Source organism: Acinetobacter sp. GXMZU3951, assembly GCF_054457875.1.
This window is the reverse complement of sequence record NZ_JBTLFO010000001.1, coordinates 492,803-505,981: the sequence shown is the minus strand read 5'-3', so window position 1 is coordinate 505,981 and position 13,179 is coordinate 492,803. Positions and strand designations below refer to the sequence as shown.

Sequence of the window (13,179 nt, the reverse complement as noted above, 5' to 3'; positions counted from 1 at the left end):
CTTAAGAGTCTTTGTGGTTTAAGCGGTTGATCTGAAGGGCGGCTTTTAGTGCTTCATGCTGACTCAGACGTTTATGCCATTTACGCAGCACAGTCCAACGCCAAATTACGCGGGTACAAATATAAAATAAACAAGCTGCCAACAGCGCCTCAAGTACCAGTCCCGTCAATAAAATTTTCGCTAGATGAAAGTCAATATGCCCATGCCCGAAGTTTTTGATCCAGTTAATAATTTGGTGTAATACCCCCAAAATCATATCTTGATCAATCATATTCACTTGAAAGATTTTACTCCCCAGCCAAAAGCCCAAATATAAAATCGGCACCACGGTGAGCGGGTTAGAGAGCCAAGCCAGAGTTAAGCTGAGCGGTAGATTCACTTCAATTAACAGTACAGTAAGTACAATAAAAACACTGTGGAAGGGAACAGGTAAAATACCCCAAAAAGTTCCAATAAAGACTGCTTGAGAAATCGATTTTCGATTGACGTACCAAAGCACAGGATTTAAGGTGCGTTGACCAAAAATCCGCATAAATTTCAATTGATTGACTTTTTCAGGAGAGGGAAGCCAAGATTGGAAAAATTTCTTTGCCATATGAAACTAGCTTTTCAGGACAGGGTATTGTGCATGATTTGGGAGTGAAACGGTAGTTTAATTCCCTGTGTAGCTGTAAGGAAATATGCTGAAGTTTCGCGCTCAAAACTGAAAATAAACTTAAAAATATAAGTGAATTGATGTCTGCACCTTATATTTAATGCGACTTTAAGCACAAAATTCAAGCTAAAAGTGAAATAAATACTTACAGAATGACCGTGAGGTTTTATCTCAAATTTTATAGTTAATTGTTTGATTTTAAATGCTTTAATGTGTTTTTTCTTGAAGGGTTAGCGCTTTCCTTTACAATAATTTTTTTGCTATATTGAAATAATTAAACTACATTTCTTTCACTCAAGTGTGAGGTGAGAGTATGGTTTCGTTCTTCTTTATAGGACTCGTGGTTTCATTGCTGTTAACCCCAGGTCCAACCAATACTCTACTTGCATCATCCGGGATACAAGTGGGTATTCGTAAGTCATTTCGCCTCATTCCTGCCGAGGCATTCGGATATCTGATTTCCATTACCTTATGGGGTGTCATTATTGGCACGGTATCACGTCACTATCCGCTAATTCCGACGCTGTTAAAGCTGTTCAGTGCAGCATATATCTTGTTCTTAGCCATTAAATTATGGAAAACTGCGGATGTGGTTGAAAGTTATACTCAACCGTCGATTCGAGCGTATGAGCTATTTATTGCAACCTTATTAAATCCCAAAGCATTGTTGTTTGCTTCTGCAATTTTTCCGGCCATAGTCTGGAAAAATATGGATGCCTATGTCGCACATATGCTGGTGTTTTTGATTGTCCTTGTTCCAATTGCTTTTTTATGGACCTTTATTGGCTCAATTCTGGCCTCAAATCGGATTCGTTGGTTAACCCAGTCTAATCTACAAAAAACGGCATCCATTGTTTTGGTGAGTTTTTCTATTCCTCTCAGTTATTCGGCATTACTCAGCCTATAAATAATTTAATGCGATCTCGGATGGTTTGCAATTTTGAAAGATCGCATCATGCGAGGTGTTCGTATTTCCATTAAGGCTGAATTCGGTTAAAGTACAGCGCAAGAATTGCTTGAAGTTTTTGGAAATAAAAGAATGGCTATTAAGTCTGATCGTTGGATTCGCGAAATGAGCGAAAAGCACGGCATGATTGAACCCTATGCTGAAAATCAGGTGCGTTTTGATGAAAATGGCGAAAAGCTGATTTCTTATGGCGTATCGAGTTATGGCTATGATGTTCGTTGTGCGCGTGAATTTAAAGTGTTCACCAATGTTCACTCGGCTATTGTTGATCCAAAACATTTTGATGAAAAAAGTTTTATCGATATCGAGTCCGATGTTTGTATTATTCCACCCAACTCATTTGCGCTAGCACGTACTGTGGAGTATTTCCGTATTCCGCGTAATGTATTGACTGTATGTTTGGGCAAATCAACTTATGCACGTTGCGGTATTATCGTAAACGTAACGCCGTTGGAGCCAGAGTGGGAAGGTCATGTCACACTCGAATTTTCGAATACCACCAACTTGCCTGCACGTATTTATGCGGGTGAAGGTGTTGCACAAATGCTATTTTTTGAAAGTGATGAAGTGTGCGAAACCTCTTACAAAGACCGTGGTGGTAAGTACCAAGGACAAACTGGAGTGACCTTGCCGAAAGCTTAGTGCTTCTTGATGAGTCCTCTTGAAAAACCTATTTGTGTAAACAAATAGGTTTTTTTTTGTGCATCACAACCAGCATCAAACGCATTTTTAAATGTGGATAGTTAGACTTCATTCATCGGAAAAAGCCTGCATTTTCCGAGTTTTTTTTGCAATCGGGTCAATATTCAGCATAATGAGGATGAAAAATGACTTGGTGAAATGAGCCGTATACGGCGGCATTTGACAGTAAAACAAAGCATAACCAAGTCCAGGACGAACAGAATAATGATGCGGAGCATCTCATAACAAGGAAGGTCGCGATGACGGATCGGCACACGACAATTTTACGTAAAACTTTACTGGCGAGTGTAATCGGACTGTGTTACTCGTCTAGCTTTGCCTTAGAAGCACTTTCTGATCAGGTCTTGAGTAACGCTACAGGAGAAGGAATTGCGATCTTGCCTGAAAATTTCAAAATGGTCTTTCAGGCGGCTGAGGATGGACTGACCGCAGCACAAAACCAAAGTCGTTTAGCCAATCGTAATTATGATACGGGCTTTATACGTTTTATTCCTGTAGGACCACTTTCAGAGACTGCTAAAACAGCAGGTGCTAAAAAGGCAGATGTATTTCTGTATGGTTTAGCTTTATCCGCATCCGATAGCAATCTTAACTCTCGTTTTAGTAACCTTGGCTTTAACTGGGGACAGGAAACCAATCCCTGGGTATTTAGTGTGAAATCAATCAGTACCACAGCCAATCGGGTGGTCTATGACTTTGCTGGTGAAGCACAAGATTTCAGTTATTTATCCTTAGAAGCACCTTATGTATTGGATGGTGCAGCCAATACCGCAGCGGACAATAATATTAAATTGGGTTTATGGGGAGATTTCTTTGCACGAAACCCTTTGGTTGCCGCACCAGTCGATGCCAAAAATGGTGCACCTGCCAATTTAAATGGTTTAGATCAACGCTTACGTTTACAACTGGTTGCCAATGGGTTGTCCTTAAATGGTTCCAACTTGAAGCTGTTCCAAACTTTGGGAGGGGCGGCAAGTTCATCTTTGCCGACTTCGTATAACAATACCCTAGGTCTGGCGGCCTTAATCCGTTTAAATACCAATGATAATCCAACATTAGCCACCACTGAAGATCCATCCAAAGCCTTAAGAATTAGCACCGCAGAGACATTAGCCACCGATATTAGCAATGATTTAACTACCCCTGCCATTTCAAAAACGCTAGCACCGACATTTAACGCCCATGATGGGGTATTTTTATATAGTCCGAATATCAACTTGGTTTTGGGGAGTGTATATCAACCGCTGATTGTGGATACCGCAGCAGACGGTCAGAACTTTGTAATTGAATTGACCCGGATTCCAAACAAAGCCAATGTTTACCAGCAGATTTATACAGATTATAGCGCGTTGGCAAGTGGCGCAACTTCGGTCTATAAGGGATCTACATGTAATGTGCAATATTGTGGCGACCCTATCAGCATGGGGCAGACCTATCAGGGCAACACTGCCACGCACAGCAGTATATCGATTGGTACGGTTGGCTTTAGCAATAACAATAAATTCTTAAAAGCCGATACCAGCAATAATGCGGTGGGCATTAGTTTTGTCACACCAACAGGAACCAAGACCAATTTAGGTTCTGCAGCGATTGATGGCATGCTCATCCAGCATTTAAAAATAACCACAACAGGGCTGTGAGGACAAAACAATGAAGCGATATCTCCTTAGCATACTGTTGCTGGGCTCTCAATTGGCTCGTGCAGATTTAGCGGTTTTAGATCCGGTTGAGCTGGCGAATATACGTGGGCAAGGTGGCGCCGATTTAAGTTGGTCATTTTCTTTGAATCATAATTTACCGAGTAATATCAACGAAGTTCCTTATGAATATAGCTGTAATGGGGCAAGTAACGAGTTTTGCCGTTTGGCTTTTAATGTGAGTAATCGTAAAGATGCCAGCGGTAATTTGTATTGGCTGGTGTTTAAAAAAATCCAAGGGACTGTCGTAATCGATAAATTTCAGCTAGATGGCACAATGGTCACCACTAGCGCGGGCTATAAAACAGCGATGAAACTCACCTTTTTGGACGGCTATCCCATTCAGATTCGTAACTTTGGCTTTGAGGCACTAGCGATTGAAAAAGATAGCGGCAGTTCAGATGCACAAAAAGGCTATTTAAAGCAGATCACCTATAGTACCAGTCATGAGTCGGTCTTTGACCGTGGTTTAGAAACAGGTTTTACAGGCTTAAATATGCACGGCAACCTAGCCATGTCAGGCACAATTAAATTTTTTAGTTGCAACTCTTCCGCAGCATCACGTTGTTAATTCAATCACACAAGGAACGGTGAATGAGTACAAATAAAATCATAAAGCTCAGTGTGTTGGCTTCAAGTGTTTTACTGGCTCAACAAGTTTTTGCCTTACAAGAATTATCGGATCAAAATTTACGGACTGTTTCAGGACAAGATGGGATCACGCTAACCTATGAAACAGATCGAGTTACGATTGATCAATTCAACTGGAAAGACAATACCAATTTCTCGAATGGCACATTAGGGAATTTAAACCTATCGCTCAATAATATTGAAGTGACGAAAGTCGATAATCACAAGATTGGTGGCAAGGTTAAGCTCGATGTTGGGACGAATGCGAATAAAACGGGGATCCGCTTGGAAGCGGTGGTTAATCCTGCCAATATCCATATGGCTAAAGTTGCGGTGTGTGGCGATGCAGCACGTGGCGCTGATTGTGCTAGTCAGAATACCTTAGGGGCTTTAACACTCCAAAATCGAGCACCCATGAATTTTGTGTTGGAAACCCGCAGTGGTTTATTTAATTCTAAAGATAAAGCCTACTTAGAGTTTGGACTGCAAAATGCCAATATTTTCCATACGCTAAAAAATGGAAGTGAATATAACCAATTTATTTTAAAAGATTTTAATTTTAACTTTAAAGGGACTGGCTATTTATATCTTGATGCCGATAAGGGAATGGTACTATCCACGACCTCCCCAAATGCTACCGATAGTAGCGTGAATGAAGTCGTGTTAGAGCGTGTCCCTGATCTGGATAATCCAGGTAAAACTCGCCCTGGTTTTAATCTTGATGTTCGCTATAAAACCAATGTGGGTAATGATGCTAAAAATTATACGGCCAACGACAATACCGACCAACTCAACTCAATTATTCGCATAGGGGCATCAGGGCGTTTACGTGATGCTGAAATCTCAGTCAATGCCGACCGCACCAATTTAGGTGGAGCCGAAGGTACAAGTATTTCTAGTAATCCAATGACAGGTTCAACAGGTCTACATGTGAATGTGAAAACCAGTTTTACCCGTGATGAAAAGAATGCTTCTGGTGCGATTGTGGCTGAAGGAACTCGTTTTGAACTGGGGCATACGGGCAAGAACTCTTATGTCATTGAATTTGGAAATTTAACCCCGTTACAGATTCGGACTCAGAGCGGTTCCAGTCTTGTAGCAAACAACAGTTTAGCCTATATCAACTTTGGCGACATTTATATCAATGCCGTGCAAACTAAATCATTAGAATTTGAAATTGGACAGAACATTGCCAAATTATTGGGTAAGCAAGCGGGCATTGATCGTTATAGCTTAAGTAATACTGCCCAAAATGCAGTAGCGATTGCTGTTCGGGGGATGGATTTTCAGGCGATTGCGAGAAATGCCAAATTTATCGCCAATAACAGTAATGATGCGAGTCATCAAATTAGTTCACAAAGCGCTACTTGGGGACTGGGCATTCCGATTTATAACTTAAATGCCAATTTAGGCTTATATGGCACAACTTATGGTGCCAATAATGCCGAGGCAATAGGCTTTGGTTTAACCATGTCCACCCAAGGTCGAGATGCGTCTGGTTCCAAAACAACTTCAATTATTCTGATTGATGGGGCACCCAATAGCTATAACACCACGGAAGAAGTGAACTATTACACAGGCTTGCGTAATATTGATTTGTTTATGGATGCTCAAGGGGTCTTAGCACTACAACAATCAGGAATTAAACTTGATTTGCCACGTTTAGTGATTGCCATGGGTGCTGAGATTGCACTAGGGCAATTACCAGGCAGTCGATATGAGACGTCTGCTTGTGCAAATGCAGCAACCAGTAACTTGAGTTGTTTTGTTCCAGCCAATAGTTTTACCAATACCGATGATGTGCTATTTGGTTTGGCACTACGCTTAGACTCTTCTGCACAATTAAATATTTTACCAGGCACAGCAGCGGATAATCACTTAGCGATTCAAGGCAATATCAAACTGAATGCTTCCGATGCCATCAACAATAGAAACTATCTGCATTTTAGCAATGTGCAAGATAATGCGACCATTGGTTTTGACCGTATACAGGGAGAGCTCGATTTAAATGCCAAAATCGTGCTCGAAAAAGATCAGGTCAAATTTAACAATAGCATTCGTTTAAATCCGTCCAATCAAGCTGCAGGCGTATTAAAGGCCGATGTGAATTTATACCCGACTGTAGATCGGGCGCAGAATTTGGGCACGATGGTGATGACGGGTGGGAATATTCGCAGTAGTTTTGGCATTACTCCAAGATAAAAAGAATGAAAGGAATAAAGTAGTCATGAAGACGAAGTTATTATTGAGTATTGTATTGGCATCAACCAGCGTTCCAGTCATGGCAAAGAATTTACAAAGTCTTTCCGATCAGGAGCTATCTGATGTCTCTGGTCAGGCATTGTTAACTTTGCAATATTTACAAGGGATATCACAAACGGATTCAACAGGCACAACCTATAACCAGTCAAATATGGGTTTTTACAAGTTAGGACTCGAAGCGGTTATGGAGCTGAATGCCAATATTAATAAGCTGCAACTGGGTTGTGGCGGGGTTAATAACAGTGTTCGTGCAAACAGTTGTGATATTGATATCGATAATATTTCACTCAGTGGATTGCCTGCCAACGCTAACTATACCTCGGATGAGCGTGCAGCGACGTCGGCAAAAATTACCAATCCATTTTTACAATTTGCGATTAAAAATCCGAATTCGGCTGCAACGCGTGAAGTGGTTGGTTTTCGCGTCAGTGCAGAAAAAATTTCAGGGTTGATGACTTTGGGGACTGAGAATACGGCAACCCCCAATGGGATTAACTCCTTTAGTGGTTATATGAAGACCAAAACAGCATCAGGTACCGCTGTGACGCAGGCACGTACCATGACTTATGCTGATACCAATATGACGATCGATGGAGTGGTTGAAGGTGGATTGGGCGTAGGGGATTGTGGTCCTTGGTATAATCTATGTATTCCAGTGTCTTACTCATCTAAAAATTATAATTTAAACCTATCTTCAACTTCTGCTCCTTTTACCATTAACTCCACTGTTGTATCAGGGACGCGTTTAAAAGATGTGGTATTAAAAGGCAGTGGTACGGTTGGGCAAATTGACTTTAGTGGGCAATTAACAGCAACAGTTGCTGGTTTACTTAACTTAGATAAGCAAGTAACAGGCAATATTACGGGGCTGACTACCGATATTACGGTCAATCAAAACTTAGGTTTAATTCATGCCCTATATCTAAATAACCCAGCTTCATTATCGTTACAGTCCCAAAAAATATTGTGGCCTGGGGCAGCGGTAGCTGCCAATCAAGGCTGGTGGTTGTCTATGGAAGATGAAGTGGAACTCGGCAGTTTAAGTCCAACCACGCAAGTAGCAATTACGAACCAAGTGTTACAGCAAACCATCGCAGGCATTAGTCAGGACTTAACTGATAATCCGCGAAAATGCGGTAATTTGTTAACCGGTTGTGTAGGCGGTTCAGCTCTAGCCGTTGGAAATATTCCACTGAACTCCACGACTTTAGATTTTCCACTGACCAATTTAACCTTACAAGGGCAGAATTTTCGTTCTAACTGCTTTGGTGGAATGAAATTTTGTTAATGTCATTGCAATAAAAAATCCCGCAAAGTGCGGGATTTTTTATTCTAAGTAAAAATTACTTGGCAATTTTTGCTAACAATTCTTCTTTAGAAATGTTCACAGATTCAGCATCGGTACGACCTTTATATTCAAAAGTGCCTGCATCCAAGCCTTTCTCACCAATGACGATACGATGTGGAATCCCCGTTAATTCTAGATCCGAGAATTTCACGCCTGGACGTTCATTACGATCATCCAGTAATACATCATAACCCGCAGCTGTTAACTCAGCATATAACGCTTCAGCCGCCTCTACCGTGCGTGGTGATTTGTGTGCATTCATTGGCACAATCGCAACTTCAAACGGAGCAATTGCTGCTGGCCAAATAATGCCTTTTTCATCGAAGTTTTGTTCAATAGCAGAAGCAACGACACGTGTTACCCCGATACCATAACAGCCCATAGTCACGGTAAATGGTTTGCCATCTTCACCCAATACTTTACAGCCTAATGCTTCTGAGTACTTTTGACCCAATTGGAAGATATGACCCACTTCAATACCGCGTTTAATTTGCAGGGTGCCTTTACCATCTGGAGATGGATCACCTTCAACCACATTACGAAGGTCATAAACTTCGGTAAACTGTGCATCACGCTCCCAGTTGACACCAGTGGCATGTTTATCCGCCTCATTCGCACCCGCAACAAAGTCAGATAATACCGATGCTGCACGATCTACAATCACCGTCAGGCCTTTTTCCACTAAGCCTTGTGGTCCAATATAACCAGCAGTCAGGCCAAGGCTCTGCATTTGAGCGTCAGTCGCAAAAGTTATTGGCGATGCAATTAATGGATGTTTCTCCGCTTTAATTTCATTCAGCTCATGATCACCGCGTAAGAATAAAGCGATAACAGGTGTCTGACCATTTTCATCTGCCACACCTTGCACCAGCAACGCTTTCACAGATTGTGCAGGGTCTGACTTCAGGAACGCAGACACATCTGCAATGGTTTTTTGATTTGGTGTATCGACAATTTCCAACGCTTTGGTTGGAGCAGCACGTTCGCCCACTAAGATCGCTTCAGCCATTTCAATGTTAGCTGCATAATCAGATTCGGTTGAGAAGGCGATATCATCTTCACCACTTGAAGCCAATACGTGGAATTCATGTGAACCTGAACCACCGATTGAACCTGTATCCGCTTGAACTGGACGGAAATCTAAACCTAAACGGGTGAAAATGTTGCAATAGGTTTGATACATCAGATCATAAGTCTCTTGCAGAGAAGCTTGATCAGCATGGAAAGAATAAGCATCTTTCATAATGAATTCACGCGAACGCATTACGCCAAAACGAGGGCGGATTTCGTCACGGAATTTGGTTTGAATTTGGTAGAAGTTAATCGGCAATTGCTTATAACTTTTTAGTTCATTACGTGCTAAGTCAGTAATTACTTCTTCGTGAGTTGGTCCCAACACAAATGGATTATCGTGACGATCTTTGAAACGCAATAATTCAGGACCGTATTGCACATAACGACCTGACTCTTCCCACAGGCTTGCAGGTTGCGCCACAGGCATAAATACTTCGAGTGCGCCTGAACGGTTCATTTCTTCACGTACAATCGCTTCAACTTTATTTAGCACACGTACGCCCATCGGCAGCCAAGTATATAAACCTGAAGCCAATTTACGAATCATGCCCGCACGGAGCATTAGTTGATGTGAAATAACTTCAGCATCGTTTGGGGTTTCTCTTAACGTTGCAAATAAAAAGCGACTCGCGCGCATGAAAACTGTCCTAATATTAATCGTGAGGATAATCCAATCATAAATGAAACGGGCATAAGGTAATGACCGCTTATTCAACTTGCTCCGAATTATGCCATGATTTTGTCTTTGACACGAAGTAGAAAATTCTTAAAGTCATCCAAGTAGGTAAAGATCACAGGAACGACCACCAAGGTGAGTAAGGTTGAGGTAATGACCCCGCCAATCACGGCATGTGCCATCGGTGCACTTTGTTCGCCACCTTCACCTAATCCAAGAGCCAAAGGGATCATCCCCATAACCATCGCGCTGGTGGTCATCAAAATTGGGCGTAAACGGGTTTTGCCTGCCTGAAGAATCGCATCGTAACGATTGCTGCCAGATTCCATGGCTTTTTTAATAAAGTCGATCAGGAGGATGGCATTTTTAGTGACTAAGCCCATCAGCATAATAATGCCAATGATCGAAAAAAGGTTCATGGTCGAGTTAAACAGGAATAAGGCCAAAAACACGCCAATTAAGGACAGAGGGAGAGAGGCCAGAATCGCGGCAGGATGAATGAAACTATTAAACTGCGAGCCGAGTACAATATAAATAAACACAATTGACAGGGTGATGGCGGTCAGGGCATATCCAGCAGATTCTGCCATATCAGCATTTGCCCCTTGTGTATCAAAACTATAGCCCGCTGGCAATTTAAAGTTATTTTGAATTTTCTGAATATCTGTACCAATATCACCCGCAGGACGCCCTGTTGTATTGGCTTCGACTAAGACTTCTCGGGCTAGATCACGCCGATTAATTTGTGACGCGCCTAAACGCTGCTCTAGATTGGCAATACTGCCTAAAGGAACCAGAATATTGTGTCCAGCCTGATCCTGCTTGCTGGAGTTGATATATAAGCCAGCTAAATCACTCGGCAGGCTGCGCTGGCTTTCTGCTAGACGAACATTGACATCATAGCTTTCACCACGTGCATCTTGCCACGTTGTTACGTTGTCTCCAGCAATTAAAGGCCGTATCACATTGGCAATCTGGCTAACGGATAATCCTAAATCATTGGCCAAAACCCGATTGATCTGTACATTCAGGGTCGCTTTAGGTTCTTTGAGTGAACTTTCCAGATCGACCACACCAGGCACTTGGGCAACTTGAGTCATGAATTGATCTGAGATGTGTTGCAGTTCATCTAAATCAGGACCTTTAATGGAAATCATGATCGGCTTTTGACCGCCTGAAACATTTTCATCAGCAGATGCAACTGAGGTAATGCTGATGCCTGCAATGCTTTGTAAGCGATGTCGGAATTCATTGTTTAATTGCACCAGTGTTTGAGTACGTTGCTGGCGTGGAGAGACCGTTACCCTTAAGCTGACATGGTTCTTACCACGATCTGTCGCGCCGTTAATTACCCCATAGGTATTGAGTACCTCAGGATGCTGTCGCAAGACCTTTTCAACCTGTAATAATTTGGCTTGTGAATACTCCAGCGAGGCATTCACAGGCGTTTCAAATTTAATGCGAATTTGTGCTTTATCGGGCACAGGTACGAATTCGGTGCCAATCATTTTCGATAAGGCTAATGCACCAAATAATGAGGCAATCGCAATCAATAGGGTGATCAATCGGAAACGTAAGGCCAGTTTTAACAAATATTCGTAAAGGATGGTTATACGGTCAAGCTGATGTGCGAGAGCATTAAAGAATCTTTTTAATACGCTCGGTTTAGCATTTTGTCGAGGTTTGTCGGTCCAATGTGCCGAAAGCATGGGGTCAAGCGTGAAACTGACAAACATGGAAATCAGAACCGCTGTGCTGACGGTTACCCCAAATTGATAAAAAAAGCGGCCAATAATGCCCCCCATAAAAGCAACGGGCAAAAATACCGCCACAATCGTTAAGGTGGTGGCCAATACCGCCAGACTAATTTCTTTGGTGCCATCCAATGCAGCAGTCACATGGTCTTTGCCCATATCGGCATGTCGGACAATATTTTCACGCACCACAATCGCATCATCAATCAATAGACCAATGCTGAGCGAGAGGGCCAATAGGGTCATCATGTTGATACTAAAACCAAATGCCCAAATCATGGCTAAAGTACCAAGTAAGGATATCGGCAATGTCATCCCTGTAATTGCTGTTGAGCGGAATGAACCGAGGAACAGCAACACAATCAGTACTGCAAGCATCGCGCCTTCTAATATGGTGCGCGCGACATCTTTAATGCTGCCGCGAATCCCTTTGGAGCTATCCACCACCACTTTGGCACTCATGCCTTGAGGCAATTGCTTTTCAATTTTGGCTAAGGCTTTGTAGGTTCCATCTACAACCTGAATGATATTTGAATCGGAGTTACGTAATACATCAACCGCGACAGCAGGATTACCATTTAAAAAGGCACTGGATTCCAGTTCTGCCTGACTATCCTCGACGCTGGCGACCTGTTTTAAAAAAATAGGCGTAGCATTTTTTGTAGCCACAATTAAATCGCCAAAGGCATAAGGATGTATCACCTTGGAGTTGATCTCGACCACGAGTTCAGAATGTGCCTGTTTTAAGGTTCCGCCCGGGATTTCAATATTTTCACTTTTTAGCGTATTGATCACTTGATCAATTCCAATGCCATAGCTTTGTAGCTTGAACGGATCAATCACAATCCGTATCTGACGCTGACTATCACCCAGTAAATTAACCGCACCCACCCCAGAAACAGTTTGTAATTGTGGCAGGATCCCTTGGTCGATATAGCTACTGAGTTCGCTGAGAGATTGTCGATCGGACTCAAAAACAATCGACATCACCGCGCTGGCTGTGGGGTCATAGCGCTCGACAATCGGGTCTTGAATTTCGTCGCGGAATTCTGCTGTGACGGGTGCAATTTTGTCGCGAATATCTTGGGCAGCGACAGCAGAGGGGACATCTAAATTAAATTCCACAATAATGGTGGAAAGCCCTTCACTGGATTGAGAGATGACTTGCTTCAGTCCAGAAATAGTATTGATCTGATCTTCCATTTTTTTGGTAATTTCAGATTCAATCGTTTCAGGAGAAGCCCCAGCATAAGTGGTATGTATGACGACGAAGGGAAAATCGACATCAGGAAACTCTTCCACGCTCATACGCTGCCATGAGGCTAACCCAAGCACCATTAAGCACAGCATCATCATAATGGTAAAAACAGGGTATTTCACACTGATTCGGGTTAACCACATGTTAAGATCCTGA

General features: G+C 42.3%; 9 protein-coding genes. 6 read left to right on the top strand and 3 right to left on the bottom strand.

Annotation, left to right across the window (positions count from 1 at the left end):
* Position 1: 1 nt before the first annotated feature.
* Positions 2-595 carry a DUF2062 domain-containing protein gene (locus ACX17N_RS02360; RefSeq protein WP_458890961.1) on the bottom strand — a complete coding sequence of 198 codons (594 nt, stop codon included), beginning with the start codon at positions 593-595 and terminating at the stop codon, positions 2-4.
* Positions 596-968: 373 nt separating this feature from the next.
* On the opposite strand from ACX17N_RS02360, the gene ACX17N_RS02355 reads away from it, so the two are divergent.
* From ACX17N_RS02355 to ACX17N_RS02330, 6 genes are all read left to right on the top strand, one after another.
* Complete coding sequence (locus ACX17N_RS02355) at positions 969-1,562, top strand: LysE family translocator (RefSeq protein ID WP_458890960.1); 594 nt, start codon at positions 969-971, stop codon at positions 1,560-1,562.
* A gap of 132 nt (positions 1,563-1,694) precedes the next feature.
* Positions 1,695-2,264, top strand: coding sequence for a dCTP deaminase (gene dcd, locus ACX17N_RS02350; RefSeq protein WP_004814752.1), 570 nt, complete (start codon positions 1,695-1,697; stop codon positions 2,262-2,264).
* 299 nt (positions 2,265-2,563) lie between these two features.
* A complete protein-coding gene (locus tag ACX17N_RS02345; protein WP_458890959.1) occupies positions 2,564-3,964 on the top strand; it encodes a hypothetical protein in 1,401 nt (466 codons plus the stop codon).
* A 10-nt stretch (positions 3,965-3,974) separates the two neighbouring features.
* Complete coding sequence (locus ACX17N_RS02340; protein WP_458890958.1) at positions 3,975-4,592, top strand: hypothetical protein; 618 nt, start codon at positions 3,975-3,977, stop codon at positions 4,590-4,592.
* 23 nt (positions 4,593-4,615) lie between these two features.
* Entirely contained in the window at positions 4,616-6,853 is a 2,238-nt protein-coding gene (locus ACX17N_RS02335) for a DUF6160 family protein (protein WP_458890957.1), read from the top strand.
* 25 nt (positions 6,854-6,878) lie between these two features.
* Entirely contained in the window at positions 6,879-8,201 is a 1,323-nt protein-coding gene (locus ACX17N_RS02330; RefSeq protein ID WP_458890956.1) for a hypothetical protein, read from the top strand.
* 55 nt (positions 8,202-8,256) lie between these two features.
* Here the strand turns inward: ACX17N_RS02330 and ACX17N_RS02325 are convergent, their stop codons facing one another.
* Positions 8,257-9,972 (bottom strand): proline--tRNA ligase, encoded by a 1,716-nt coding sequence (locus tag ACX17N_RS02325; RefSeq protein WP_458890955.1) that lies wholly within the window; start codon positions 9,970-9,972, stop codon positions 8,257-8,259.
* An 89-nt stretch (positions 9,973-10,061) separates the two neighbouring features.
* Positions 10,062-13,166: an efflux RND transporter permease subunit gene (locus tag ACX17N_RS02320; protein ID WP_458890954.1), complete on the bottom strand. Its 3,105-nt coding sequence runs from the start codon at positions 13,164-13,166 to the stop codon at positions 10,062-10,064.
* Positions 13,167-13,179 lie beyond the last annotated feature (13 nt).

What these genes read in the sequence shown, in the direction of transcription:
- ACX17N_RS02360 (WP_458890961.1), bottom strand. Translation starts at nt 595, where the DNA reads ATGGCAAAGAAATTTTTCCAATCTTGGCTTCCCTCTCCTGAAAAAGTC.
- ACX17N_RS02355 (WP_458890960.1), top strand. Translation starts at nt 969, where the DNA reads ATGGTTTCGTTCTTCTTTATAGGACTCGTGGTTTCATTGCTGTTAACC.
- dcd (WP_004814752.1), top strand. Translation starts at nt 1,695, where the DNA reads ATGGCTATTAAGTCTGATCGTTGGATTCGCGAAATGAGCGAAAAGCAC.
- ACX17N_RS02345 (WP_458890959.1), top strand. Translation starts at nt 2,564, where the DNA reads ATGACGGATCGGCACACGACAATTTTACGTAAAACTTTACTGGCGAGT.
- ACX17N_RS02340 (WP_458890958.1), top strand. Translation starts at nt 3,975, where the DNA reads ATGAAGCGATATCTCCTTAGCATACTGTTGCTGGGCTCTCAATTGGCT.
- ACX17N_RS02335 (WP_458890957.1), top strand. Translation starts at nt 4,616, where the DNA reads ATGAGTACAAATAAAATCATAAAGCTCAGTGTGTTGGCTTCAAGTGTT.
- ACX17N_RS02330 (WP_458890956.1), top strand. Translation starts at nt 6,879, where the DNA reads ATGAAGACGAAGTTATTATTGAGTATTGTATTGGCATCAACCAGCGTT.
- ACX17N_RS02325 (WP_458890955.1), bottom strand. Translation starts at nt 9,972, where the DNA reads ATGCGCGCGAGTCGCTTTTTATTTGCAACGTTAAGAGAAACCCCAAAC.
- ACX17N_RS02320 (WP_458890954.1), bottom strand. Translation starts at nt 13,166, where the DNA reads ATGTGGTTAACCCGAATCAGTGTGAAATACCCTGTTTTTACCATTATG.